The organism is Metallosphaera sp. D4-4 (genome assembly GCF_046245145.1).
Classification (GTDB): Archaea; Thermoproteota; Thermoprotei_A; order Sulfolobales; family Sulfolobaceae; genus Metallosphaera; species Metallosphaera sedula.
In genome coordinates, this window is record NZ_CP176412.1 from 488,541 (window position 1) to 514,843 (window position 26,303).

Below are 26,303 nucleotides of genomic sequence, written 5' to 3' on the forward strand. Positions count from 1 at the left end.
TTAAATATTTTCTCTTATACCCTGTAAAATGTTAGAAGGTTATAGGGGAAAAGCTCTAGAGTTACTTTCTTCCTTAGGAGCTGAGATAGGTGACGTGTTACAGGTTTATAACGATAAAGTTAGCGTGAGAGGAATCCTTATGCCCTCCTATTCACGTGATGACTCAGTAATAGTCCTTAAGCTCGACAATGGATATAACGCTGGGTTCTCAGTAAACAAGGTTAAGGTAAGCCTACTTGAAAAGGGGAATAGACCGCAAGAAAGAAGTGAACATCGAGAGTTACTTCCTGGAAAAGTTAAGATAATCAGCACGGGAGGCACAATTGTAAGCAAGGTAGAGTACGAAACAGGTGCAGTTAGACCTGCACTCAGTACAGAGGAGATCATTAGGTTCGTTCCGGAAATCCAGGAAATTACCTCAATCTCAGCTGAGATTCTTTTCAGCATCCTCAGTGAGAACATGAAACCAGAGTTCTGGGTTAAGATAGCTGAGGCTGTCAAGAGGGCCTTTGATGAGGGAAGCGAGGGGGTCGTCGTGGCTCACGGAACTGATACCATGAGCTACACCGCCGCCGCCTTAGCTTTCTCCATACAGCGTTTGCCTGGGCCCGTGGTACTTGTGGGTTCGCAGAGGAGTAGTGATAGACCCAGCAGCGACTCTGGGATCAACTTGGTTTCATCGGTTCTCTTAGCGAAGGAAGCTCCCTTCGGCGAAGTTGTAGTGAACATGCACGGAGAAAGTTCAGATACTTACACGCTAGCCCATAGGGGAGTAAAGGTTAGGAAAATGCATACTAGCAGGAGGGATGCGTTTCAGAGCATTAACGATCATCCCTTAGCGAAAGTGCTTTGGAAGGAGAGGACTGTGAAAGTGTTGAGGAATGATTATTTGAGAAGGTCCGATGGAGTGGAACTCAATCCAAAATTCGAAAACAGGGTATTCCTCTTGAAATTCTATCCAGGACTCAAACCCGACATCGTGGATATTCTCATGTCCTCTGGTTACAGGGGCATAATAGTTGAGGGAACTGGCCTGGGCCATACTTCCTCCGACTTTCAAGAAGTTTTCAAGAGGGTAGTCAAGGAAGGGGTATTTGTAGGAATGACTTCCCAGTGCCTCTTCGGGAGGGTAAACATGAACGTTTATCAGACTGGAAGGCTATTACAGCAGTCTGGAGTAGTTCCGCTTGGGGATATGTTGCCTGAAGTTGCCCTCGTTAAACTAATGTGGGCTTTGGGTCAGACCTCGGATCTAGACGAGGTTAAGCGTATCATGTTAACTAACCTAGTAGGTGAGTTTAATCCAAGGCATTCCTTGGATCATTTCCCGAGGTGGAAGCATGAGTGAATACGAAAAAATGGGACTGAAGGTAGGACTAGAGATTCACCAACAAATCAATACATCACATAAGCTCTTCTGCGAATGCCCCACAACAATGGACGAGGAGAGTCAAGGAGAGCTAGAGAGATATCTAAGGCCTGTGGCCAGTGAACTGGGGCAAATAGATGTTGCAGCGTTCTTTGAGTGGGAGAAAGGCAAAAAGGTGGTCTATGAAGTTCCTAGGAGGTCCAGCTGTCTTGTGGAGTGTGATGAAGAACCACCCCATCCCATGAACTTAGACGCAATTAAGCTAGGTCTTGCCATGACCCTTGCGTTTAATGGAGAACCCTTGGATGAAATCTTCGTAATGAGAAAAACAGTCATAGATGGTTCTAACACCTCAGGTTTTCAGCGTACGGCGATAGTCGGCCTTGGGGGATACATTAAGGATGCGGATGGCGTGATAACTATCCAGACCATTGCCATAGAAGAAGACGCTGCGAGAAAGCTAGAGGAAACCCCTACCTCTGTTAAATATAACCTGGATAGACTGGGTATCCCGCTCATAGAGATCTCCACGGGTCCTGATATTAGGAGCCCCGAGCAGGCAAAGAGAGTCGCCCTACTCATTGGCCAGATGCTCAGGCTCACAGGAAAAGTGAAGAGAGGTCTAGGAACCATAAGGCAAGATCTCAACGTTTCCATTGTGGGTGGGGTCAAAACGGAGATCAAGGGGGTACAAGACCTAGACATGATACCAAAGATCATTGAGAATGAAGCCAACAGGCAGAGGGAGTTACTCAGGATCAGGGACGAACTGAGAGCTAGGATTACTAGGGAGGATTTCATCAAAAAAGTTGTGGAGAAAGACCTAACAGAGCTCTTCACCTCGTCCAGGAGTAGGCTTATTCAATCTGAACTTAAGAAGGGAGGTAAGGTTCTGGGATTGCTGGCGCCCGGATTTAAGGGGCTTCTAGGAAGACAGGTGATGCCTGGGAGAAGATTTGGGACAGAGGTATCAGACTACGTTAAGGCCTTGGCTGGGCTAGGTGGGATATTTCACTCCGATGAGCTCCCCAACTATGGTATAGTGGAGGAAGAGGTTCAAAGGGTGGCCAAGGAACTGGGAGTAGGTGAACTAGACGCTTTCATTCTGGTGGTTGGTCCAGAAGAGAAGGTGAAGAAAGCAATACAGGTGATTAAGGAGAGGCTATCTCAGGCGTTTGAAGGCGTACCCAAGGAGACTAGAGCAGCCAATGAGGACGGTACCAGCAAATTCATGAGACCGCAACCTGGTTCAGCTAGAATGTACCCAGAAACGGATATTCCATCCATTCTTTCCAGGGAGTTGCTTGAAGACGCTAAGAAAATGGTGCCACCAACTCCAGAGCAGAAACTTAAGGAGCTAATGAAAATGGGTCTAAACGAGGAACTGGCCAAACAGGTATTGAACAGCCCGAGGTTAGATCAATTTGAGTATTTGACGAGAAAGTACGTCAATGTTTCCCCGACCGTCATAGCGACAACCCTAGAGAACACGTTAAAGTACGTTAAGTCTCAAGGTGGCAATATAGACAAGATATCCGACGGAGATATTGAAGCCGTGATTGCGAGCGTGAGTCAAGGAAAGATAACCAAGGACTCCATTCCGCAGATACTCCTTGAGTACTCCGCACCGAACTCCAACGTTGGGATAAAGAGCGTCATTTCCAGGTATACCGGAATTTCCGAGGAGGAATTGATCAATCTGATCAAGGAGATAGTGGCCCAGAATAGCGAGGAGGTGAAATCCAAGGGAGAAAAGGCGTTTAGCCTCCTCATGGGCAAAGTAATGGAGAGAGTGAGGGGTAGGGCTGAGGGGAAGAAAGTAGCAGAACTAATAAGGAAAGTAATGAAAGATGAGACTGGATGAAGAGTTACCCCCGAACCTGAATGGTGAAGAAAAGGCATTTGTCTGATGGTGCACATAATGCTAGAGGAACTAGGTTTCAGGCAAGGCCAATCTTTGTTTCTAGATACAAAGTCACTAGCACTCGAGCAACTTCCTCTCATCTCTAGGGTATTGAACCTATCATTGGAGTGGGATAAAGCCCTTTCTCTTCATGGACCAGACGGAACGGTCGTGAGTGTTGTGGGGAAAGGGGAAACGCAGGAAGCAATTACGCCATTGAGGGAGGACTCCATTCCCTGGAACTTCAAAAGAATAGATCAGGATTCGCTTAGATCCATGGTAAGGGATCTCCTACCCTGCGAGGAAGGGGAAGGATACCTTAACCCTTCTCCCTGGGAAAGAACACTCTCAGGTAGATCCGTTAAACTAGCCCCAGGGGAAGTGGGTCCTGGTAAGGTTCAGGAGGAGCTGGAGATGACTGAAATAGTACAAACTGGATTCTATAACGCCTTTTTTCATCATCTTAACCCCTTGTACATCTCGTCCATTGGATTGAGATCCTCTATTTCCATTAGGACTTTCATGGTTTCGATCCAGGGAAGTTCATCTTCTTACACGCTATTTTCCAATAGATCATTTGCCGTGGAGTTCGAAAATGGCAGAGCAAGAATAGATGGAGGCGCATTAGTGAAGAGATCTACCACATGGAGGGAAGCCAAACCCCACAGAATGGTTTGGGATGCTGTTAACCAAATTATTGACCTGGATTGCAGGCCTAAGTACAAGGTATCACTGTTGAGAATAGAGCCTTCCTCTGTTGTACCCCTTCGCTTGAGGTATGAAAACGGGAAAGTGAAGATTGACTTGTTGAACCTAGATGATAAGCCTGTGGTGTCAACCCTTTATCTTCCCGCAAGGATAACATCTGCGTTTGTTACGGATCCTAGAGATATGTCGGGTGAGAGTATAGATCCGGAATTCGACAGGGTGAAGGTCCCCATGAGAAGATGGGGACTTCTTTCAGTATCCCTTGAGGTCAAGAGGTTACTTGAGGCCCTACTAAAGAAAAAGATTATTTCAGCATGAGATTAGTTTCGTAAAGGCAAGAGGGGAGAGAGATCCCGTTTCTCTTCAGTGCCTTCTTCCCTTCGGCACAAAGTATACAGTAATAGCTTGAGAGCTGGGTGCTACCCCCAGAGGAACTTATCTTATCAACTAGATCACCAATCATCTCCATGAGCCTGGGATCCTTCTCAATGATGCTTTTCACTGCTGTGCCCCTTTTACCATTCATATAATTGGCAACTGCCGCTGGAGTAATTCCCATAAGTAAAGCTGCCCTGTACAGTGGATATCCCTTATCCTTCACAAGCTTAGTTGCAATAATTGAACGCATTGCTGGCAATAGCTCCTTCACAGAGTATTCGCAAGGTGGAACTAATGACATCGTCTTTACCATTAATCTATTATGAATACATGTATAAAAACATGAATATAGAACTAGCATTGCAATTTGACTATAGATACAAGTTATCTATTTGCTCCAAGACATGGTATCTAATACTATAACTAAAAATAAAAAAGCTTAGAGTTCACAAGTCTTGCATCCACCAGCGAAGTTCTCGCTTACTTCCACGAACTTCTTTTCCATTCTAAGGGATGATGGCAAAGCCTTCGACTTCTCCTCCCTCTCCTTCTTCAGTCCGAAGTATATGACCTGCTGCGACTTGGACTTGTCCCTATATACTGTAATTCCCTTTATTCCCAGCTTCCAAGCGGTCATATAGACCTTCTCTACGGTATCTGCAGGCTCCTCACTTCTCAGATTTATTGTCTTCGATGTCCCTGAGTCGTTCCACTGCTGCCACGCCGCCTGATGCAGGACGTGATACATTGGCTCTACTTCGTGGGCTGTTCTGAACAGCCTTCTTATAGTCTTGGGCACAAACGGATTATCTCCAACCTCTCCAGTTTCAGCTATTTTCTTTACTACATCTGGTGTATCTAACTCATACTTTCTTAGGTACTCCAGGAAGAGAGGGTCAATCTCCATGAACTTCCCCACAGCAACATTCCTGATGAACGCCAATGCGAACAGAGGCTCAATTGACGAGGAGGTCCCAGCAATTATGGATATGGTACCCGTTGGGGCTACAGATACCACAGTGGCATTTCGTAAACCGTATTTAAGTCTCATGTCCTTAAGCACGGTGACGTCTAATTTCTCGGCCTCTGACATCAACTTCTTTGCGTAATCTGAGGGTTTACCCCTGATCCCGGCAATGGTCAATATCTCGTCTAGTTCCCTAGCTGATTCCCATACGTCCTTGTACCTAACAGGATCGTATGCGGGGAACGATCCCTTCTCCTTGGCCAGCTCAATTGAGGTCTTCATGGCGTGGTAGTAAATGAACTTAGCCAGATAGTACGATACGTAAACTGCATCCACGCTGTCATAGGGGATGCCTAGCTTTATCAATGCCCTAGCCAGCCCCATCACGCCTAGCCCAACCTTTCTTGTCCTCTTGGTTGCCTGCTCTATTTGAGGTAGAGGATACCTGTTAGCATCTACCACGTTATCAAGGAACCTGACCGCATATCTTATGGTATTTGCCAAGTCGTCCCAATCTATGTATGGGGTTCCGTCCCTTTCCTTGACGAACTTCTCTAGATTAAGGGAGCCTAGGTTGCACGACTCCCAGGGGAGTAGTGGTTCTTCTCCACACGGGTTGGTAGCCTGGATCTTCCCCAAGTACCATGTGGGATGCCTCCTGTTAATCTCATCTATGAACAGAAGGCCTGGATCACCTGAGTCCCATGCTCCCTTTACTATTTGCTCGAACAGAGTCCTCGCGTTAACCCACCTTATTACTGCGCCCTCCTTCTCTGCAATAGCCAGAGCCTCATCCACTGTAATTATCTTGCTCTCATCGAGGTAAACTGAGCCCTTTTCCTCTAACTCCCTGAGTATCTCCTCCTGAACCCACTCCTCGCGCATGTAATTCCTTGCCTTTACAATGTAGTATTCGTGGTCTGTACCAGGTATCTTGGTTTTCCTCGGGGTTATCAGGGGAACCTGCTCCTCTCTCATTACGGCCTCCATGAAGTAATCGTAAACGCCCACAGAGATGTTGAAGTTCTGGAGTTGAACGTCCTTTAGCTCACCAGTTTTAGCGTGAATGAAGTCCTCAATATCTGCGTGCCACGCATGCATGACACCCATGTTCGCACCACGTCTCTTACCGCCCTGTTTCACAACGTCGGTTGAAACATCAAAGATCTTCATGAAGGAGACAGGACCAGACGCAACTCCCGCAGTAGATGCTACAACGTCTCCCTTAGGTCTAAGTTCAGAGAAGTCGAATCCCGTGCCTCCTCCCTGTTGATGAACCAGGGCCATTGCCCTGAGCGTGTCGTATATACCGTCACCTGAGGGGGAAGTCATGGAATCCCTAACTGGTAGAACGAAACATGCTGAGAGTATACCAAGCCTAGTTCCAGAGTTCATAAGGGCAGGGGTGTTGGGTACGAACTTGAGAGAGGACATTATCTCATAGAATTTCTGCGTAGCGTCCTGCTGAACGTTCTTATCCTGCTCAACCTTAGCTAGATACGAGGCGACTCTCTTGAACATCATCTGAGGCGTCTCAATGTACCTAAGAGTTTCAGGATCCTTCAACAGATACCTGGCCTCTAACACCTTAAGAGCGTTATAGCTAATGAGTAGATCCTTAGGATCAAACTCGCTCCATTTACCCTTTCCAAATACGTGATTGTAGATTCTGGCCAGAACGTACTTTTTGGCCAGATCCATGAGCTCTGGGTGTTCCAAGGAACCCTCAATGAGGTTCCTCTCCACGATATCAGCTAATGATCTAGTATTTATCACGTTATCAGTAGAGTTTTGAACCACATCCTTTGCAATACCGTCCACTATCTCGTCATGTAGTGGACCGAGTTTTGAGAGGATCTTTTCTAGTTTAAATTCTTCCCTCCTACCGTCACGCTTTATGACTGATATCTTAGAGAGAGATAATATACTGATGTCACTTTGCATGAGAATCTATATACTCTCTACCTTTTTTCATTTAACTATTTTCTTGCCATCTGGATGGTATTATCCAGGTCTAACCTTCCGAGGACTACACCGCATAAATTGGTAGGAGTAAAGTGTAGCAAGTTTTGTCTTTTCTTTTAACTAGTGATGTAGGAAACCAAAACAGACTTTTCAGCTTTTTCATGGTACAAAATAGCGAATAACTACGATGCAAAATGGAGATTCGTGTTTTGATGGTTATTAGGACCTGGTATGACCAAGCTTAATTGCAAGGATCACAGTGGAGAGTGAAGCGGACCCGCCGGGATTCGGACCCGGGACCACAGGCTCCGAAGGCCTGCGCTCTATCCTGGCTGAGCTACGGGTCCAAGGGAAGATTTACATTTTAGTTAATGAACTTATTCCTAGAACCCTTAGACCGTTTCTCATCACGACCTCTACTCCCTTCACCAGGTTTAATCTGGTCATCCTCTTTTTCTCATCCTGTTCCTGGAGAACTCTCTCCTTATCGTACCATGCGTTGAAAGTATCAGCTAGGTATCTGAGATAGGAAACCAAGAGCTCGGGCTCTAGGCTGTCCGCAGAGTTCTTGAAGGTTTCTGGGAACTTAGCAATAGTAAGAAGTAACCTTCTTTTCTCCCCTACCAGGTCACCGTAATCAACGTCTAGGTTTATTTCGCCCGTAAACTTTGAAAGGATATTGTAGGCCCTCACGTAGGTATACTGGAGATATGGCCCACTATTTTGTTCAAAGTTTGTGACCTTCCCCACATTGAACGTAATGGGCTTGTCGGCGGAGACAGAGAGTAGCGCATATCTTATGGCCGAGTTAACTATCTCGGGTATGTTAACCTGGTTACCCCTGTCCTTAGTCTTCTCCTCCACTGCTTGCTTCACTTTTTCGTAAACTTCATCAAGGGAGATGTAACGTCCTAGCCTCCCGCTCATGGTCATTCCTGGAAGGGTAACCATACTATATGAGTAATGAATCAGATTTTTCGCCATCTCAGGATAACCAAGAAGGTAGAGGGCAGCTCGAAGCTGTATCTGTGGTACAGTCTGTTGCTCAGCTATTACGTTAATTACCTGTTCTGCCTTACTCGTCAGGAACTTCCTTATGGTGTAGGCAATATCTCTTACCGTGTAAAGGGTTGTCCCGTCAGATCTAGTCAACACTAAGGGAGGTATCTCCAACCCTGCCGGAATCCTTAGCTCTTTCCTGACCTCGTCGTCTAGATACTTGTCTAGGTCCAGGGCCTCCGTTCCCTTATATTCTATTCTAGCTCTGGAGCTCAATGCAGATCTTAACACGGACTTCACTTCGCCAGACCATAGCAAGTCACTCTCGTAATCAAACTCGTCAAACTCGATGTTCAGTCTACCTAAACTCTCCCTGAACCCCTCCAAGACGTGGTTCACGTATTTTCTAACAATTTCCTTCATCTGTGGATCTCCGGCCTCATACCTCCTAATGATATCCGCAATCTTTCCCTCAGGGTCCGGATCATCCCTTATGGATTCAGCCAACCTATCGAAATATTCCTGGTTTCTGGACCTTATCTCGGAAGCTAATCCCACAAGTTCATCTCTCTTGGTTACCTTCTCTCTGTACTCGGCATCCTGTGCAGTCTTAAGCTCGTCAGTTATTGCCCTGATTTCGAGGATGATATTGGTCATGGCATACACGGTTCCTGCCCATAGATCCTTCTTAGCTCCGTCTGGGGGTTCCGGATAACCAAGTTTGGAGAGACCATAAATCAGAATTGCAACCTGCCTACCGCTGTCATTAACGTAAAATCTAGAGATTACCTCATGGCCCCTTGCCCTAGAGAGCCTGACTAGGGCGTCGCCAATTATGGAATTCCTAAGATGTCCTATGTGAAGTGGGTGAATCGGGTTGGCGCTTGTGTGCTCTATCACTATCCTCTTGGGCTTCTCTACCTTCTCTATTCCATAGTCCTGATCCATCGACGAAAAGACTTCCATGAAGAGTTGGGTCTCATCCAACCTCAGGTTGAGGAAGGGACCAGAGAGTGAGAGCGACCTAACAAACTTGGATTTGATCTCGAGATTTTGCGGTTTCTTTCCTAACGCGGGAAAGGGAATGGCCAGATCTCCCATTTCCTCGCGTGGCGGATACTCGATCGCCTTATAAACTAACTCTTGGCTTACTCCAAGTTCCTGACCCACCTGAGAGGATATCTCCTGTTTTATCTTCGCTAGAACATCCGCTGGCATAGTCCGCTGTTACCCTTTTAACTCTTTAAAGTTAAGACTCTTATCATGAAGAAAATAGCCGAAGTCCTAGTCGTGGAGGATTTTACGGGTAAGGGGAGCCCTAGGGAAAGATTGCAGGAAGTGTTAAGCGAATTGAAGGACGTTGACGCAATAAATGTGGTAACCGTGCATATCCCGGAATGGAACGAGGAGCTTGACTTGACAGGGGTACATGTAATAGTGAGGGAAGTTGCAGAGACGTGATATTTGCCCCTACTATAAGTCAGGTTTTTGTACCTCGCCCATGTTAGATACTCCCTCAGATAGTGTAACCAGTCCCAATAGGTGTTTCAAGTCCTATAGGGGTTGCAGGTACTATCAGGACACGGGGGAAGAAAAGCAAGGTTTAGAACTTTACCAAGGTGTGGATCAAGAGGTCAAGTTCTATCCCAAGGTTAACGTGATGGAGACCCCCCTCGACAGTCAATGTGAACATTATAGGCCGGTTAGAACCCAGAGAGGATACGTGGCCTACTGCAACGTGCTCGCCAGAGTTCTTACCGTAAGCAATGCTTCCATGTGTAACAAACACTGGCAAATCTGCCCAATTAGAACTAGCTAATCTGTTCCTAACTTAGCGTATCTTCCGTCCTCCAACAAGGTAACCTGCCTATTTTCTGACAGGCTAGCTAGAGCCCTTCTAATCTTGTCCTCGCTTGCAATCCCAGAAAGTTTGCTGTGAAGTTCCTTAAGGTTCATGGGCTTCTCCGTGAGTAGGTCTAGAAGTATTTGCTTAAGCTCCTCCTCGTTGGGCGCAGTCATTACCACTACGTCTTTATCCGAATAAACTACCTTAAGCTTACTCTCGACCTCGCCCTCACTTTCTTTCGTCTTTCTAGATTTTTTACTTTTGACACTCAACGCAGTTCACTAGTATACTACTCGGTTAATCCTCTTTTAAATATTGTGAATACGCTTCTAACATACTCCCTAAAAATAGATGAGATTTAAGCGTGTTTATTTGCGAAAATAACTATATTATGTAATCTTAGGTTATATTAATCTTAATAGGAAAATATTAGCTATGGATTTGAACACATTCTAGAGAATATCTCGGACTTATCCTTGTAATAAAAGTAAGACTAGGAGTTTTTCTAATTCTTAGGCCGGTGTCTATACACTGTTCACCTCTCCCATAACTAATCCTTTTATAGATGAAGGCATAATAACCTCATTAGGCGATTGTGATTTGGGAGATCCAGATTTTCTAAGGAACATCGCAAGCAGAATATTGACTCCTACGACCCTTGACCTGAAAAGATTGGATGATGTGAGAAGATTGTTGGCAGCAGCCGAATCTAAGTACAAGTTTTCGTCATATGGAGGCGACCCTAAGAGGCTTGTTGAATACTTCCAGAGCCCTGATTTTACGGAACTTGTACTTGTCTTAGGTGTAGATCTTTCTAAGAAGTTACTTCAAGAAGTGATATCCAGTTATTCTGATAAGGATATTCAGGCTGCGGCCAAAAAGGCTTTAGACGAGATAGATGGATACAAAGACTTGGAAGATTCAGATACTCTTCTAATGTATAAAAAATTTTGAGCTTTAGCCGAAGGAAGGAGCTCCTCCCATTCCAGCTCCTTCTCCTTCTTCTCCGCCAGGACTCTTACCTTTGCCACCCTCGGACTTCAACTGAGATGCGGCAATCAGATCATCAATCTTCAGCACTGAGGTAGCTGCCTCTGTTGAGCTCTTGAGAACTTGCCTCTTCACCCTAACCGGCTCTAGTACATTGATGGAGAACATGTCGTCGACTATCTTTCCGTTTATCACATCCACACCGGCATTGGCAATTCCCTTAACGTGCCTAGCCCTCAGGTCCATTAGGGTGGATATGGGCTCCATTCCGGCAGTTTCAGCCAATATGCTTGGGATCTCCTCTAGGGCATCAGCGTAAGCCTCTATGGCAAGCTGCTCCTTTCCTCCAACTGTCCTAGCATATTCCCTCAGCTTCATTGCAAGTTCCACCTCTATTGCTCCACCGCCTGGCACTATCATGGGCTCCAATAGGATGTTTCTAAGTGCGTGAAGCGCGTCATTTATACTTCTCTCGGCCTCATCGAGGGCCATGTCATTGGATCCTCTCAATAGGATGTTCACAGCTCTTGGGTTCTTGGCGCCCTCAATGAAGACCATCTTGTCATTTCCAATTCTTCTCTCCTCAACCAATTCAGCGTATCCTAGGTCCTCGGGAGTTGCATCCTTGATACTACTGATTATCCTAGCTCCCAACGCCTTCTCTAGCTTCTCAATATCGCTCCTCTTAACCCTTCTAACAGCCAGGATTCCCTTCTTGGCAAGGAAGTGCTGAGCTATATCATCAATTCCCTTCTGGCACACTACCACATTGGCCCCAATGCTGGCCAGCTTGTCAACCATCTCCTTGAGGTACTTGGTCTCCTCGTCTAAGAAGGACTTAATCTGCTCCGGGCTAGTGATGCTTATCTTAGCCGAAATCTCCGGCTTCTCTACCTCTAGGGCTGCGTCTAGAACGGCTATCTTGGCCTTCTCTACTCTCCTGGGCATGCCAGGGTGAACAACTTCCTTGTCAAGAACTAGACCGTGGACTAGGATGCTGTCCTCTATTGTTCCTCCCTTCTTCTTGTCTATCTTAACCAGGTCAAGGCTCACATTGTAACCACCGTTGGGTAGGGGCTCAGCTACCTTGGAAACTGCATCAATGATTATGTCCATGATCTTGTTCATTTCGGCCTCAGATTCTGCAATGAACTTGCTTGCCATTGTGGTGTAAACTATCTTCTTGAGGTTGGCCTTAACTGCAGGATCCTGAAGGTTCTTAACATCTATCTTGGTGGAAATCTGAGTCAGGAGCTCAAGGGCCTTATTGAAGGCCTTCTTGTACCCCTCAATAATTATGGTGGGATGAATGTTCTGATCTAGAAGGGCCTCCGCCTTCTCCAAGAGAAGGCCTGCGAGAACCACTGCACTGGTTGTCCCGTCACCCACTTCAGCGTCCTGTGCCTTTGCGGCCTCGACTAGAAGCTTGGCAGCTGGATGCTGAATCTCCATTTCCTTGACAATTGTAGCTCCGTCGTTGGTAATGGTCACGTCGTTGAAGCTGTCAATCAGCATCTTGTCCAATCCCTTTGGACCCAAACTCGATCTGAGCATTTCAGCCAAAGTTCTTGCAGCAAGTATGTTATTCCTAAGGGCATCCCTGCCGGTTGACCTTGAAGTGCCTTCCTTGAATAGAAGAACTGGAACTCCAGCCATTCATTATCACCTTTTCTGGTGTCCATTCAGATCGCTTATATATAAATCTAACTCATCCTTAACAACCGTGTTCCTATGCCTAACTAAGTTGAGGAGCTTACGAGAATTTTTTTCCTAGTGTTCATGGAAATGGATGTGAAATGCGTAAGTTGCGGAGAAGATGGGGCGGAGATACTAATAAGCGGTAAACTGCTCTGTCCCAGATGCTCCAGGCAGGAGATCTTACACAGGGTCAGGAAGAACCTTGGGAAGGCAGGAGTAAATCTAAGGGGGTCACAGGTCATTCTGGCTTATCCAAAATTCTACTCTGAAATAAGTCAATTTCTAAAATACCTGATAGAAAAGGTTTGTCAAAATTGTAACTTTATGATTAGTGAAGTTATTGTGGAAAATGGAAGGGAAATAAATTCTGTGATCAGGAACCTGATCCTAGAGGTCGAGAGACACCCAGAAAACCTGGTTATCCTACCCTTTACCGCAGACTTCTACGGAGCCTATCTGGTTTACTCTTCATCTTCTCTTGAAAACTCCTATCTCTCGTTATATGGCCTGAAATCTGAGGTGGCTGGCAAAACCCTGGTCTCTCCCCTTTACGACACCCCAATCACGGAGTTGAGGGGGTTTCAGGAGTTAACCGGGGAGTTAAAGACTGGGGATGAGGTGTTCGACACGATCTTGAAATGGCTTCACTCGAGCTTCGGCGATAACGAGGTTTTTCACACCTTCCCTCCCTCTATTCTGGCGATTCTAGGTAAGTTCTCAAGGTGTAGAAGGTGTGGAGCTGTGATTAGACCTGATTCTGGTGAATATTGTAAAGCTTGTTTAACTGAGCTTTCTCTTGGGAGGTAAGGGTTATCTCGTAATAGATCTCCGAACCCGATGGTTTAAACCTGGATGGGGGAATAGGTCCCGTGGAAATGTAAATCAAGTAGCCGGAAGTGACTATCTCCTTCAATCCCTCTGGATCATATGAGTACATCTCCTCCAGCTGCGACATGAGATTAATTGCCTCCTTTATCTCCCTCGTTGATAGGGAGTAACCACAGACTCTACATGAGTAGTCAGGCATGACTGCCTCAAACCCGCATTTTGGGCACTTCACGGGGGATCTAAGTCCAAACAAGTTCCAGTTATACTGAAGAATGTCTATCAGATCCTTCCTCCCCCTCTTCTTGGCCTCGGCGTATAACTGGGGGGCCAGATCCACGATCGGCTTCTTGATATTTACCACAACGAATTCCAGCTGATCGTCAGACAGTTTACTTACCTCGACCTCCCTGATTATTCTAACAGCAAGGTACTCCATCATTTCGTCCTTGGAGGCATTTAGCCTGTTTATGATCGTCCTCGCCTTAGGTTTGGACTTCACCTGGCCTACTGCCGAGATAAAGGGCTCCTTTAGGATCTCCTTAAGGAGCTCCTTGTCCAAGTTGAGATGTGAAATTCCCAGTCCTACCTCAACCTCATCAAGGTACTCGTCGAGAAGCTTCTCGGCGTCCACATACTTCTCTTTCTTAGCCTTCTTCTCCTTCTTTGGTTCTTCCTCTTCTTCCTCCTCTCTTTCTTCCTCTTCGGCTTTCTTTCTAGGCACTTTTAATTACACGCCTCTTCCTTAAACCGATTGAGCCAAATCCAGAAAGTCCAATGGCAAAATTTTCTTCTTGGAAGTGAACTCTTGGTATTTATTGTCCAGAAACTCCAGAAATACTGGACAATTCTCGTATTTTCCATCTCTATTACATTTGTTTGAAAGTGACAGGAAACATTTTGAAGTTTTCTTATCGTAATAGGGACAAACCTTATAGTAGGCCTTTGCGCTCTTCATTATCTTCTCGACCCAGATCTTCTTATGATCCTTCTTCTCCGCCTCCTTTTCCGCCTTCGCTAAGGCCTTATTGATCTCGTCTTCAGACATTTTTATCGATTTATTTGACGACAACGGAAACACCTCTTTACATTACCATCTCTTCAACTGGACCAGTTATATAGATTACTACTACTCTTTTCATATTTTCTTGTCAGAGCAATCATATCACGTTTGTATAATAGTTAGTAAAACAGCTTAGAAGTCAACAAAACTTCACAGCTGGTAGAAGTAAATATTAGCAGTTTTCGAGTTTCCTTTTAACGTTTTGAGAGAAGCCTATTCTAAACCCTAGCTTAGGGTCATTATACAGGTAAAGGATCTTCTTGGTCTGGAGGCCCCTCAAGACCTTGAACAGCCATGCCGAATCCGCCTTATACTCCTCCTGCAATTGATCGATGTATATATATGTGGAACCCCATTGTTTATATCTCTCTAGAAGGAACATCAGAATATCTCTCTCTTCTTTATCTAATTTTTCTGAAATATCCGATAGACAAACCGTCGGATCCTTGTTTTGTGATTTATTGTCTCTAGATCTGGTTTTGGAGTCAATAAACGACAAGACTTCCTTCTCCTGTTTTTCCGAACTTTGTTTACCTTTGTTGTTTATTGTCTCCTTAACCTGTTCACCAAGCATTTGTTTAGCTATGACGAGCATTTCCTTAAACCTAGAGTTGGAGTACGATTCAATGATAGCAGTTGCGAGGGACTCTCCTTGAGGGGTAAGGTACCATCTTCCACCCTCAAGGTATATGAGGCCTTTCTTCTTCCAGTAGCTCAAGTAACTGCTCACGTACTTGGTCTCGTACCCCAGGTTTGAGGAGATCTCCGAGGTCCTCAGGGGCCTAGCGTGGAGCAAAACTAGGATAGCCTCCATAAGCTTAGATCTGGGAGATCCTCCAGCCTCCCGCGAGACCTGAATATCCTCCACGCTATGCTCCCTATCGGACACTGCAGTAAAGTATGTGCGAGTTTGCTTTTAATGGATAGCCAAATTATCCCCTAGGGAATACCATGGCTTTTTTGTCTAAGTGATACTGCACGTGGATATGGCCACATACTCATCATATCCCACAATTACCCTGTACACTCCACTGAACTTGAGGTCTAGAGATAGGTCCCCTGTGTCAAATCTGAGACAGTCTAACTTGTTTATCTTTGCCCTAGAGGAGACAAGAATCAGATCCTCTTTCCCTACTCTCCTTAACACCTCTGGCCCCAGCTCCTGGTTACCTCTACCTATAACGAAACCTTGTCCTCCGATAGGCGTTAGGACCAGCTTTAACTCCCCGGTTAATGACTTCAAATCCTCATAGTTTGCGTTGTATTTTACCACTTTCTTTCCCTTGATGATATCAATAGACAGAAAATTTGGTGAAAGCCCTAGAATCTGTTCTATTCTTTTAACCGTGGCTCCCGGTCCCATGATGTAGGTGACGTCGTCTTTCATTATTTTTTCTAGAAAAAAATAGGCAATCGAGTCTATTTCGTCTGAATAGTTGTATTCTTCCTTACTTGGAGTAAGTAAATTTGCAAATGAAATAGTGTTAGCCACATGAAACAGTTTAACCACATATCTACCTTTCCTATATTCCTCTTCGTCCAGGTCCAAAACCTCAGCCTTTACAACCCTAGCCTTTCCTTGAACGAATAGGGTTAGGAGGGTTCCAGCACTCTCGGGGGTAGTGGCAAACACCCCGCTATGCATCTTGACCCCGGCCGGAACGCCAAGGATTGGTAAACTCCCGGCGACCTCAGCTACGTCCCTGGCAGTACCGTCTCCGCCGACGAAGGTTATTATGTCCACGCCTTTCTCCTTCATCTCCTCTACGGCAATCAACGTGTCTTGCCTGGTTGAGTCGTCCCTGCCGGAGTTGAGGAGAGTGTATCTTTTCCTGAGTTTCACGTATTCCTCTCCCATTTTCCCCCTTGGGACCAAGTACTCGACGTCTGGGGCTCTGGACAGGAACCTGTAAACCCTACCTGGGATTTCGGGATTCAGTAGCCTAATTCCATCGCTTCCCTTGAGGCCTATTCTACCGCCTGAGCCGGCGTATGGATTAACTAGAAATCCTACTCTCATGTTCTAGGAGAGAAATTCCCACCTTATATGCCAAATGAATGTCCTGTGGGATAAGGTAAATGATGAGACTGCCCACAGGTAATGAGGAGGAGAGAAGGCTTACCTCCTGTAAAAGGGATTTTATGGAGAAGTCCTCAGTCTTTGGTGGAATCTCTATTCCCTGGTTCTCCTTAATGGTGATCAGGGTAGCCTCAGCTCCAGTTCTAATAATGAGATCTCTCAACTGGATTACCCCCTCCCTCTCCACTAGGTTTTTCCCACCTAGAATCACCAGTTGGATAGCCTTCCAGTTAAGCGAGTTAATGTAGACCTCAGATATTCTTACCCTCGATCTCCACCCTTCCACCAGTCTCTTCCCACCCTCCGTTAATTCAGTTCCCCCGATCCTATCAACAGTTATCAGGCCCATCTCCCTCAATCTCTTCAACATGGTTTTCACCGAGGCCTCGCTCAACCCAAGCTTCTTCATGAGGGTTAACCTACCCATTGGCGGTTCGTCATGAATCAAGTTCAAAGCCCACATAACGTAAGCCTCATCGTAGCTGGGCCTATTTCCCTGCCTGGGTTTGGTGGCCTCTTGGAGGGCGGAGATACCACTCATACTTTATAATTGCCGTCCTTGACTTTTAAATGATGCTAAAAGGGAATAATCTTCTGTGCCTGCTAGATCTTGATAGATACGATCTGCAGAGGTTACTTGACGTCTCCTTCTCCATGAAGGAGAAGGTGATGACTAACTCCGTCCCAAAGGCGTTAGAGGGAAAGAGAATCGCACTTTATTTCGAGAAACCCAGCACCAGGACCAGGATTAGCTCAGAGTTAGCCATCTCGATGATGGGTGGAACGGCAATAGTCCTGAGTAAGAACGATGTTCAGCTTTCCAGGGGAGAGCCCATAGAGGATACTGCAAGAATACTGGGAAGAATGGTTCACGGAATAGGTGCGAGAGTCCTGAAACATGATACCCTTCAGAAACTCGCGGAGTACTCAGGAAGGCCCACGGTAAACCTGCTAAGTGACCTGTCACATCCTCTTCAGGCAATTACCGACTTCATGACCATAAAGGAGATATTCGGGACACTTGACAAGCCCATAGCCTTCGTAGGTGATGGCGGAGATAACGTTCTTGTTAGCCTGATGGCCTTTGTGGCCAAGTTCGGGCTAGAGCTCAGGGTTGCCTCCCCGAAGGAGATGAGACCAAGGCCTGAGATATGGAAGAGAATAGAGGAGGAGGCCGAGGCCAGTCAAGCTATCATAGAGTTCTACGAGGATCCTTACGATGCAGTGAAGGGAGTATCAGTGGTCTACACTGACGTGTGGGTAAGCATGGGCCAGGAGGCCGAGGCACAAAGGAGAAAGGAGATCCTCTCCAGGTATAGGGTTACTGAGGACCTCATGAGATACACCTCCTCAGACTCCATTTTCCTCCATTGCCTCCCTGCTGTTAGGGGAGAGGAGGTGGAGCAAAGCGTCATTGACGGGAAAAAGAGCAAAGTTTGGGATCAGGCTGAGAACAGGTTATATACAGCAATGTCCGCGTTTTCCCTAATTTATTGAAAGAACTCGTCTATCTTTCTCTGCGAGAGGATACTCCTAATGGTTCTGATCTCCCTAAGGTTTACCCTTTTCTCCTTGAGCCTGGACTGAACAAGGTCTAAGGCTTCGCCCAAGCTAGATGTTTTAGCTATCCTGTTCTGAAAAGCCCTTTTCACAGTCTCCCTGATGTGCCAGTTTCCCAGTGGCGCAAAATAGTCCTTTGTGATCTCTCTTATAATTATGACTCCCGCAGACCTTGAGATCGAGTTAAGATACTCGAGCACCGATGTTCTGGCTGCCATGTATCCCCCGTCGAGGGTGTCATAGTTTCCCCAGTAATCTTCTTGAAGGTCAGTTATCACGAGCTCGCTGGACCAGAGGGCCATCTGATGCCAGATCTCTACCCATGAGGTTGAGTAGGAGGAGGGGTAAAGGATCACGTGAAAGTGATTTCCTAGATATCCTTGATAGAACACCAACACCTCGTTTATTGCCGGCAGTGACACGACGCGATCATGAAGTTCCTTCCCCACGATTGAATCCACAGCCGTAATTGCCCATCTAGTGGGGACTAGCTTCCTCCCCTTTCTGGTGCCCAACAATCCCAGTGATAGGGCATCAATAATCCTGTATACATCCTGCCCGCTTTCGTAAAGTGAAACTACTCCTTCTATAGCCTTCACGTCGTCTTGTATCAGTTTCTCAAGCATCCTAGGGACTTTAGGGTTCTCCACCACCCTGATCTCCTCAGCCTTAACCGAGGGTCCTCGAGGTAACACGTAACCATCGAATCTCAACTTGGCCTCAAGCTTACCAGAGATCTTGCTCTCGGATTGAACAGGTCTCTCAGATACCACGGCTAGGGAAAGCTCCCTTTCATACAACTTCCACACGTCTGTTATCTGAATTGAAGAGAAATTAGAAATAAGAGACGAGCGGTAATTTATAATATCATATATGGTCGCCTTACCCCACCAATTCACGGGATCTTCGTAAACCCTGGCCTGTTCGCCCACTACACCGGGGGCAAGGTTGAAACTGAGGGATACCCTTGGATAACCCTTCTCTCCAACCACTGCACTTGGAGGCGTGGATCCGTCTACAACACCCTTATCCAGGGATATCCTTGACGTGGCATTAACCACTGCCCTAAATCTCTCGGTGATGGGGCACGAGGAGAGGCCACACAAGAACTTAGTTCCCTTGCACCTGATGCATAGTTCTGCGGGAATCTTTCTCAAATCCCAGTTTCCTCTCTATATACCATTGGGCTATCTTCAATTTAGCGGTTACTGTGAGCCCCACAGGTACGGGTGACATTTCCCCCTTTCTCAACTTCTCAAGTATTTCGTCCACGTTAAACTCCTCCAGAGCTACCTGATTGTACGCGGAGCCCAACGACTCCTTCACGTGAGCGTCACTGTTGGCAAGCCCAGGTAAGGAGAGCGTTCTAGCAACGCTCTCTGCCTTCATGTTTGCCCTTCGTGGGGCCTTTGAATTATATATCTCAATAGCATTAAACTTGAATTTATACACCTGCTCCCCTATTCCATCCCTGAAAATATCGAAGGGATGCGAAGGGAAAACTATGCACGAGTTATCGCGCGAATAGTCCACGAGAAGGGAGAGGTCTTTCGGAGGATTTGGAGGGAAGTTACAAAGGACCACTACATGTCCAAATTGCGTCGTAACTTCCTGTCCAGGTATAACCTCTCCCTCAACGCGGGCAATACCCCTGGAGGTATCGTGATCTGTTAGGGCAATAACCAGGTTCAGTTTCTTGGCGTACTTAACTAAGGTTTCAGGGTCGTGCTTTCCATCGCTAAAAAATGAGTGAACGTGAAAATCCACTCTCATACGTAGCCCAGCTCTTTCATGACCTCCAAAGTGAGAATGGTTATTCCTGCTGCGCCCCTAACCAAGTTATCCCCTAGCACAACCATTCTGAGAGTCCCATTTTCGTTCTTTACTCTCCCTACGCTAATGGCCATTCCCCTCTCCGCATTAACGTCTATCTCAGGTTGAGGCCTATCCTCGCCCTCAAGTACTCTGATTGGGGTCTTGGGAGCCGTGGGTAAGTTCCTCTCTTGGGGCAAGGATTTGAAAGAGGAAAGGTCCCTCTTAACCTCCTCAGCATTAACCGGGGAGTCAAAGAACAGGTACATTACCCCCATATGTCCCACCTTGACCGGAACCCTCGTGGAGGTTACCAATGCTTTGAGCTCCACGTGGCGGATCGAGTCGTTCACTAGCGTCCCAAGCATCTTCCCAGATTCCTTGGGGATCTTTTCCTCCTCCCCCTTTATGAAGGGTATAACGTTGTTTGTGATCGACATGAAGGAAAGACCGTTATATCCTGCACCGCTTACCGCCTGGAGGGTGGTTATGATCATGTGATTTAAGCGGTACTTAAGAAGGGGTTTGATTGGCATGCTCATTATGGCAGCGGTACAATTGGGGTTCTTTACCAGAAGACCCTTCCAACCCCTTTTCTGTCTTTGGGTTTCGAGAAGCTTCAGATGATCCCAGTTTACCTCAGGATTTATGAGTGGAACCTCTGGGTCCATTCTGAATGGACTCGCATTTGAGACCACGGTTATCCCTTCCCTAACAAGTTTGAGCTCTATCCCCTCAGCTAGCTCATTGGGTAAGGCCGAAAGGACAACGTCTACGTCTTTATGATCCTCTGGCTCGGTAGACACTATTCTGAGGTCCCTAGCTTGTTCTGGTACCTCTCCGCCCTCAACCCACTTCACTGCCTCAATGTATCTTTTCCCTATCTTGCCCGGGGAAGCGCTAACCTTGGTGAGTTCTATATAGGGATGGGAAGAGAGCAACCTAACCATCTTTTGCCCTACCATCCCCGTAGCTCCCAGAAGAGATACCTTCAGTTTATCCATTTTACAACAACCTCATGTAAGTCTTTAGCAAGATTAAAACCTTCATCTTTTTTCACCACAAAGGTAGCGCTCACATTCCTAAGTCCCCTGGATATGGAGGCCACCTCAAAGGACGAAGCCTCCCTCAACACTTCCCTGAATAGCTCCTTGTTTCTCAGTCCACATCCCACAACGCTTACTGCACTCGCGTCTTGGATGTTAATGCTATCCACATCCCTTAGCTCCTGTAGCCTAGAGGATAGCCTTTCTGCATTCTTGGAGTCAACCACGATGTGAATGGTGGTCTCTGAAGCTGGCTGAGATAACGAAATGATGTTAACTCCCGCCTCTCTAGCCTTTTCCATTACCCTAGCTGCCGAACCTATCTTCCCCACAATGTTTGTACTCTCCACAGAGATCAACTTTAAGTCGTCGAGGACCGCTATTCCCTTCAATTTATCTGACGAGTCGCACGTTCCCTGGACCAGGGTGTAACCCTCGTCGTAGAGTCCCTCTATGTAAACCCTTATATCCCTATCGAACATGGGCTCGAATGTTCTTGGATGAAGCCTCTTGGCACCCATTTGCGCCAGCTCCATGGCCTCCTCTAGGGAGAGCCTAGATATGGTCTTGGCCCCAGGGAACTTCCTAGGATCTGCAGTCATGATACCTGGAACCTCGGTTACTAGCCTAACCTCCGGAAATCCTAGTAACTTACCGAGAAGAGTAGCAGTATAGTCGCTTCCTCCCCTCCCAACAGTAGTGTATCTCTCCGTTGGGGTCTTGCCTATGAAACCTGGAACCACAACAATCTTAGATGGGATATCTAGGACCTTCCTCGCCTCCATGGCAGAGAGATCCTCTATAACGTTGGCCTCTCCGAACGAGTCATCCGTTACAAGTAGTGGTTCTGGGTAGGATTGAGCGTCCATTTTCTTGCTTCTTAACATGGCCCCTAAGGTTATGCTAGCCATCCTTTCACCAAAGGAGAGGATGTAATCCCTCACTCTCGCCGATATCTCATCGAGCACCTTGATGGACCAAGCTATCCTGAATAGCTCGTCCGCCAGCTTCGATATGGACTTGAACGCATTGTCAAATTCAGGTCCGTCCACAATCTTGGACAAGAGCTTGACGTGTCTATCATATATCTCGCTAACTATTTCCACCGCCTTATCCCTATTCTCCGTGGCTTCAATCAAGCTGTTGGTTACTCCCTTGAGGGCCGAGGTTACCACAATGGTCCTATCCCTCGATGAGTATTGGCTTATCCTGTCGGCTATGAGTTCGAAGTCCCTTTCATCCTTCTGAATTGATCCGCCAATCTTAACCACTAACATTCAGATCACCTAGAATTATATTTTCTAAATGATCAGGATTTACAATTATACGTCTTGCTGAAGACTTTATCATGGAATCGGGGTCCTTTAATGCATGTCCAGTTAGTATCATGACGGTCTTGCTTGTCTTGTCCACAAGTCCGTGTTCCAAGGCCTTCTTATATCCAGCGAAGGACGCGACCGATGCCGGTTCAGCCCCTATTCCCTCCTTCCTGGCCAGTTCCCTCTGTGCCTCCATTATCTCGTTATCGCTGACGTAGATTGCAGTTCCCTGCGATTCCTTGATGGCCTTCATAGCCTTCTTCCAATTTACTGGTTTCCCTATCCTGATTGCTGTTGCCACGGTTTCTGGGTTCTCCACAAACTGGGGCGTGTCCTGGTTGTTTAGAATTGCCTTGGCAATTGGTGAAGCCCCTTCAGCTTGTACTCCAATCATTCTTGGTACCCTGTCAATTACTCCGGCATCCCTTAATTCTGTGAAGCCCTTCCAAATTGCATAAATATTCCCAGCATTCCCAACTGGTACGAACACGTAATCGGGAACACCTATCTCCTCCGTAATCTCATACGCAATAGTCTTCTGGCCCTCAAGTCTCCAGGGATTGAATGAGTTCAGCGGATAAACTATTCCCACGTCCTTATACAGTTTCATCACTGCCTTCATACCGACGTCGAAACTCCCCTCGACCTCTAGGATCGTAGCACCATATAGGATAGATTGGGCCAACTTACCTATGGCAACTTTGTCCTTAGGTAGAACAAGGTAAATCTTGAGTCCAGCCCTCGCCGAGTAAGCTGCGGCTGAGGCTGCAGTGTTTCCCGTGGACGCTGCAACCACAATCTTGTATCCCTCGCTTACCGCGGAGCTTATGGCAACTGTCATTCCCCTATCCTTGAAGCTACCAGTGGGGTTTGCGCCCTCAAACTTATAATACACCTCACTGTTCTCCCTTGATCTGATTAGGGGTGTTCCGCCTTCACTTATACTCACAATCTTCTTGTAATTTCCAGCTATAGCAGGGGAGTATCTCCAGACTCCTCTACCTCTTAACTTCGAGAACGAGAATGTAGGGGGTAACTTTACTGATATCTCGAGTATCCCCCCACATCTTGGGCAAGTGATCATTTTTTGATCCAATTCGCTCTGGAACCCACATTCAATACAACGCATGGATCCCTCTAGTTTGTTTCCAACGACATGTCACCAGCCTGCATGATCGCTGTATGTAAAAATTTAAACTTTATGGGACCTTAGACTCCAATGGGCTTCAAGGATCTTCGAGACTATCTAGAGAATATGCGTTCCAAGGGCAAACTTATCGAAGTGGAGCACGAGGTTGATGTGAACCTGGAAATAGCCGAGCTAGGGAGAAGGGCCACATATTCTCATCTCCCACCGCTACTCTTCACCAGGGTTAAGGGTTACCCTGGCTGGAAAGTGCTCACTAACGTTTACTATTCAATGGAGGGAATCTATGAGTTGTTTGGGACCAAGAACCTTGAGGGGATAGCGGACAACTTTCTAGCGAGTTTCGGGGAGGTACCAGTCACAATTCTCGATAAAGCGAAATCTCTCCCATCACTTCTGAAGATGGGAAAGTACATGCCGAAGGGTAAGAAGGCCTTGTTCAAAGAGGACAAGAGCCTGAACCTGGAGGCATTGCCTGCAACAAAAACTTGGCCAAAGGATGCAGGCCGATACATGACGTTTTCTATTGTAATAACGAAGGATCCAGAAAAAAACACAAATAACTTAAGTATATATAGAGTACAAATATTGAATGAAAGGGAAGCGTTAGTACACTGGCAAGCGTTCAAGAGAGGATCCCTGGCAGCCTCCAAGTACAGGGATCTGGGCTTGTCTAAGGTACCGGTGGCGATAGTCAATGGAGTGGACCCCATCATAACTTTCACTGCTGCGTCTCCTGTGCCTCCTGGACTAGACAAGTATCTGTTTGCCGGGATACTGAGGGATGAGGGCGTGGATGTGGTAGAGTTGGACAACGGAATGCTGGTTCCAGCCCACGCCGAGTCAGTACTTGAGGGTTACGTAGATTTAAACGATATGAGGCCCGAAGGACCCTTTGGGGATCACCTAGGATACTACACTCCTCAGGATTACTACCCAGTGTTTAAGCTTGAGAAAGCCTACGTAAGGGAGAACCCCATCTACCATGTAACTTCTGTGGGAAAACCACCGCTCGAGGACACTTGGATAGGGAAGGGTGTTGAGAGGATATTCCTGCCTTTCCTGAAGATGATAATTCCAGACCTAGTTGACATGAACCTGCCAGAGTATGGTCTTTTCACTAGTATAGGAATATTTTCAATACGGAAAAGGTATCCAGGACAGGCCAGGAGGGCCATGATGTCAATTTGGGGTACTGGGCAACTTAGCTTCCTAAAGCTGGTGATCATTGTCGATAGCGACGTTAACATTCATGATATGAACCAGGTTCTTTACGCCATTGCCAGTACGGTGGATCCTCAACGCGACGTCATGATAGTTACCAATGCCCTAAATGACAGTTTAGATCATACAGTTCCTAATCCCCCTCTTGGGAGCAAAATGGGGATAGACGCAACTAGAAAGTTTAAGGAGGAGTTAGGGAAGGACTGGCCAGAGCCTGTAGAGAGTGATCCAGGCGTGGTTAAGAGGATATCCGAGGTCTGGGAGAAGATAGCCTCTAAATGGCCAAGTCCTCCCTCAAGGTAGACTCACCCTTCTTGTAGATCACTGTAACCTCTACTACGTCCAGACCCCTTGTGGGAATTTCGAGCCTATTGGTCACCTTCTCCACCCTAGTTTCGTCGGTAATTGTTCTCCTACTCCTCTCGTCCGATGGAGAGAGCGAGGTAACGCTATACTTTACTATTACCTCCCTGATAAGGAGGGGAGCCCCACTAACCGTTTCCAATATAATCCTTTCCCCATCTAACCTAGCCTTAAACTCGGTCATATTATCACGCACAAGCTAGCCTGTATTATGTATATTCTATCTTAAACGTTATTTTTCCTTAAGATAAGTAGTAGAGCTTACATGACCAGTAAAGTAGAGGATTTCGTGAGGAACTGGAATGGAAGACAGGAAGCTGGTATCGGAGAGAGAGTTAAGAATGCCTTCAAGCCTAAGCAACCCCTGAAGTACAAGCTGGTCACTGCAAATTACAAGCTAAGGACTACAATTAACAGACTAGAAGTGTATATCTCCAAGATGCAGGAGAGAGATAGAGTTCTATTTGAAAGAGTTATCTCGGCGCAAATGGCTAAGGACAACGCTAGAGCCTCAATGTATGCCAATGAGATAGCTGAGATTAGAAAGATGACTAAGCAAATAATGGGTGTACAGATCGCCCTTGAACAGGTTCAGCTCAGGTTGGAGACAGTAACTGAGGTTGCTGATGTGTTCAACAACCTTATCCCAGTGATTGGCGTAGTTAGGGAGCTCAAGAATGCAATAAAGGGAGTTATGCCTGAGATCAGCATGGAGCTGGCGGAAGTAGAGGAAGGATTGCAGGAAGTAGTAATTGAGGCGGGAGACTTCACTGGAACAAGTGTAGAGCAGGCCGCTACGAGTCCAGAGGCAAGGAAGATATTGCAGGAAGCTAGCATGATAGCTGAGCAGAGAATGAAGGAGAACTTCCCTGACCTTCCTGCCTTGGTCACCACAACTCAGAAGGCAGAGAACGGGAACGGTTCTAAATAACTCTCATTCTTTTAATCTTTTCGTGTTTTATATCATCTATTTTTTATTCGCTTTAACCTTCTAAGCAGATTTTTAAGTTTTGATGCGAAAATGATAGTGGGGATATCTTA

26 protein-coding genes and 1 tRNA gene are annotated in these 26,303 nt (G+C 46.4%); 10 read left to right on the forward strand and 17 right to left on the reverse strand.

The features are described 5' to 3' along the window. The first annotated feature begins 28 nt into the window (after positions 1 to 28). The 3 genes from gatD to ACI49J_RS02790 are packed head-to-tail and all read left to right on the forward strand — an operon-like array spanning position 29 to position 4,298. Entirely contained in the window at positions 29 to 1,348 is a 1,320-nt protein-coding gene (gatD, locus tag ACI49J_RS02780; protein ID WP_240254549.1) for a Glu-tRNA(Gln) amidotransferase subunit GatD, read from the forward strand. Then, positions 1,341 to 3,233: a Glu-tRNA(Gln) amidotransferase subunit GatE gene (gene gatE, locus ACI49J_RS02785; protein WP_240254547.1), complete on the forward strand. Its 1,893-nt coding sequence runs from the start codon at positions 1,341 to 1,343 to the stop codon at positions 3,231 to 3,233. Before gatD ends, gatE begins: the two co-directional genes overlap by 8 nt. A gap of 45 nt (positions 3,234 to 3,278) precedes the next feature. Further along, complete coding sequence (locus tag ACI49J_RS02790; protein ID WP_240254544.1) at positions 3,279 to 4,298, forward strand: hypothetical protein; 1,020 nt, start codon at positions 3,279 to 3,281, stop codon at positions 4,296 to 4,298. On the opposite strand, the gene ACI49J_RS02795 is transcribed toward ACI49J_RS02790, so the two are convergent. From ACI49J_RS02795 to ACI49J_RS02810, 4 genes are all read right to left on the reverse strand, one after another. After that, entirely contained in the window at positions 4,285 to 4,659 is a 375-nt protein-coding gene (locus tag ACI49J_RS02795) for a transcriptional regulator (protein ID WP_048060343.1), read from the reverse strand. The two genes, ACI49J_RS02790 and ACI49J_RS02795, sit on opposite strands and share 14 nt — an antisense overlap. Before the next feature lie 138 nt (positions 4,660 to 4,797). After that, complete coding sequence (locus ACI49J_RS02800; protein WP_240254542.1) at positions 4,798 to 7,269, reverse strand: adenosylcobalamin-dependent ribonucleoside-diphosphate reductase; 2,472 nt, start codon at positions 7,267 to 7,269, stop codon at positions 4,798 to 4,800. A gap of 293 nt (positions 7,270 to 7,562) precedes the next feature. After that, positions 7,563 to 7,637 (reverse strand) — tRNA-Arg (locus ACI49J_RS02805). Between the two features lie 10 nt (positions 7,638 to 7,647). Next, complete coding sequence (locus tag ACI49J_RS02810) at positions 7,648 to 9,507, reverse strand: arginine--tRNA ligase (RefSeq protein ID WP_240254540.1); 1,860 nt, start codon at positions 9,505 to 9,507, stop codon at positions 7,648 to 7,650. A 45-nt stretch (positions 9,508 to 9,552) separates the two neighbouring features. Between ACI49J_RS02810 and ACI49J_RS02815 the strand changes: the two genes are divergently transcribed. Both ACI49J_RS02815 and ACI49J_RS02820 read left to right on the forward strand, forming a co-directional pair. Continuing rightward, the gene (locus tag ACI49J_RS02815; RefSeq protein WP_012021656.1) at positions 9,553 to 9,750 is read left to right on the forward strand and encodes a hypothetical protein; all 198 of its coding nucleotides are present in this window, start codon (positions 9,553 to 9,555) and stop codon (positions 9,748 to 9,750) included. Beyond that, complete coding sequence (locus ACI49J_RS02820; RefSeq protein WP_240254539.1) at positions 9,737 to 10,108, forward strand: hypothetical protein; 372 nt, start codon at positions 9,737 to 9,739, stop codon at positions 10,106 to 10,108. The genes ACI49J_RS02815 and ACI49J_RS02820 overlap by 14 nt, the downstream gene beginning before the upstream one ends. On the opposite strand, the gene ACI49J_RS02825 is transcribed toward ACI49J_RS02820, so the two are convergent. Next, the gene (locus ACI49J_RS02825) at positions 10,105 to 10,407 is read right to left on the reverse strand and encodes a hypothetical protein (protein WP_012021654.1); all 303 of its coding nucleotides are present in this window, start codon (positions 10,405 to 10,407) and stop codon (positions 10,105 to 10,107) included. The two genes, ACI49J_RS02820 and ACI49J_RS02825, sit on opposite strands and share 4 nt — an antisense overlap. A gap of 328 nt (positions 10,408 to 10,735) precedes the next feature. On the opposite strand from ACI49J_RS02825, the gene ACI49J_RS02830 reads away from it, so the two are divergent. After that, positions 10,736 to 11,089: a hypothetical protein gene (locus ACI49J_RS02830; RefSeq protein WP_012021653.1), complete on the forward strand. Its 354-nt coding sequence runs from the start codon at positions 10,736 to 10,738 to the stop codon at positions 11,087 to 11,089. A gap of 3 nt (positions 11,090 to 11,092) precedes the next feature. On the opposite strand, the gene thsA is transcribed toward ACI49J_RS02830, so the two are convergent. Continuing rightward, positions 11,093 to 12,781, reverse strand: coding sequence for a thermosome subunit alpha (gene thsA, locus ACI49J_RS02835; RefSeq protein ID WP_240254538.1), 1,689 nt, complete (start codon positions 12,779 to 12,781; stop codon positions 11,093 to 11,095). Positions 12,782 to 12,910: 129 nt separating this feature from the next. Here thsA and ACI49J_RS02840 point away from each other — a divergent pair, with 129 nt between their 5' ends. Continuing rightward, positions 12,911 to 13,630, forward strand: coding sequence for a hypothetical protein (locus ACI49J_RS02840; protein ID WP_240254649.1), 720 nt, complete (start codon positions 12,911 to 12,913; stop codon positions 13,628 to 13,630). Here ACI49J_RS02840 and ACI49J_RS02845 read toward each other — a convergent pair. From ACI49J_RS02845 to ACI49J_RS02865, 5 genes are all read right to left on the reverse strand, one after another. Continuing rightward, complete coding sequence (locus ACI49J_RS02845; protein WP_240254537.1) at positions 13,569 to 14,372, reverse strand: hypothetical protein; 804 nt, start codon at positions 14,370 to 14,372, stop codon at positions 13,569 to 13,571. The two genes, ACI49J_RS02840 and ACI49J_RS02845, sit on opposite strands and share 62 nt — an antisense overlap. Positions 14,373 to 14,393: 21 nt before the next feature. After that, a complete protein-coding gene (locus ACI49J_RS02850; protein WP_012021649.1) occupies positions 14,394 to 14,720 on the reverse strand; it encodes a hypothetical protein in 327 nt (108 codons plus the stop codon). Between the two features lie 163 nt (positions 14,721 to 14,883). Then, entirely contained in the window at positions 14,884 to 15,525 is a 642-nt protein-coding gene (locus tag ACI49J_RS02855; protein ID WP_275691946.1) for a replication initiator protein WhiP, read from the reverse strand. 150 nt (positions 15,526 to 15,675) lie between these two features. Then, a complete protein-coding gene (locus ACI49J_RS02860) occupies positions 15,676 to 16,731 on the reverse strand; it encodes an ATP-NAD kinase family protein (RefSeq protein WP_240254535.1) in 1,056 nt (351 codons plus the stop codon). Next, a complete protein-coding gene (locus ACI49J_RS02865; RefSeq protein ID WP_240254534.1) occupies positions 16,709 to 17,332 on the reverse strand; it encodes a DUF4443 domain-containing protein in 624 nt (207 codons plus the stop codon). Before ACI49J_RS02865 ends, ACI49J_RS02860 begins: the two co-directional genes overlap by 23 nt. A 32-nt stretch (positions 17,333 to 17,364) precedes the next feature. Here ACI49J_RS02865 and argF point away from each other — a divergent pair, with 32 nt between their 5' ends. Further along, entirely contained in the window at positions 17,365 to 18,288 is a 924-nt protein-coding gene (gene argF, locus ACI49J_RS02870; RefSeq protein WP_048060130.1) for an ornithine carbamoyltransferase, read from the forward strand. Here the strand turns inward: argF and ACI49J_RS02875 are convergent. From ACI49J_RS02875 to thrC, 5 genes are read right to left on the reverse strand one after another with little or no spacing between them, the layout of a single operon-like run. Next, positions 18,282 to 19,508: an Nre family DNA repair protein gene (locus tag ACI49J_RS02875; protein ID WP_240254532.1), complete on the reverse strand. Its 1,227-nt coding sequence runs from the start codon at positions 19,506 to 19,508 to the stop codon at positions 18,282 to 18,284. The two genes, argF and ACI49J_RS02875, sit on opposite strands and share 7 nt — an antisense overlap. Continuing rightward, complete coding sequence (locus ACI49J_RS02880; RefSeq protein WP_240254530.1) at positions 19,462 to 20,124, reverse strand: PHP domain-containing protein; 663 nt, start codon at positions 20,122 to 20,124, stop codon at positions 19,462 to 19,464. The genes ACI49J_RS02875 and ACI49J_RS02880 overlap by 47 nt, the downstream gene beginning before the upstream one ends. Then, positions 20,121 to 21,167 carry an aspartate-semialdehyde dehydrogenase gene (gene asd, locus ACI49J_RS02885; RefSeq protein ID WP_240254527.1) on the reverse strand — a complete coding sequence of 349 codons (1,047 nt, stop codon included), beginning with the start codon at positions 21,165 to 21,167 and terminating at the stop codon, positions 20,121 to 20,123. Before asd ends, ACI49J_RS02880 begins: the two co-directional genes overlap by 4 nt. Continuing rightward, on the reverse strand, positions 21,155 to 22,486 hold the full coding sequence (locus ACI49J_RS02890) for an aspartate kinase (protein ID WP_240254525.1): 1,332 nt from the start codon (positions 22,484 to 22,486) through the stop codon (positions 21,155 to 21,157). The genes asd and ACI49J_RS02890 overlap by 13 nt, the downstream gene beginning before the upstream one ends. Beyond that, the gene (thrC, locus tag ACI49J_RS02895; protein WP_240254523.1) at positions 22,473 to 23,657 is read right to left on the reverse strand and encodes a threonine synthase; all 1,185 of its coding nucleotides are present in this window, start codon (positions 23,655 to 23,657) and stop codon (positions 22,473 to 22,475) included. The genes ACI49J_RS02890 and thrC overlap by 14 nt, the downstream gene beginning before the upstream one ends. Positions 23,658 to 23,747: 90 nt before the next feature. On the opposite strand from thrC, the gene ACI49J_RS02900 reads away from it, so the two are divergent. After that, positions 23,748 to 25,202: a UbiD family decarboxylase gene (locus tag ACI49J_RS02900; RefSeq protein WP_240254521.1), complete on the forward strand. Its 1,455-nt coding sequence runs from the start codon at positions 23,748 to 23,750 to the stop codon at positions 25,200 to 25,202. Here ACI49J_RS02900 and ACI49J_RS02905 read toward each other — a convergent pair. Beyond that, positions 25,174 to 25,446, reverse strand: a complete 273-nt coding sequence (locus ACI49J_RS02905) for a hypothetical protein (RefSeq protein ID WP_240254519.1) — start codon at positions 25,444 to 25,446, stop codon at positions 25,174 to 25,176. The genes ACI49J_RS02900 and ACI49J_RS02905 overlap by 29 nt on opposite strands. 81 nt (positions 25,447 to 25,527) lie before the next feature. On the opposite strand from ACI49J_RS02905, the gene cdvB1/B2 reads away from it, so the two are divergent. Next, the gene (cdvB1/B2, locus tag ACI49J_RS02910; protein ID WP_240254517.1) at positions 25,528 to 26,193 is read left to right on the forward strand and encodes a cell division protein CdvB1/B2; all 666 of its coding nucleotides are present in this window, start codon (positions 25,528 to 25,530) and stop codon (positions 26,191 to 26,193) included. Positions 26,194 to 26,303 lie beyond the last annotated feature (110 nt).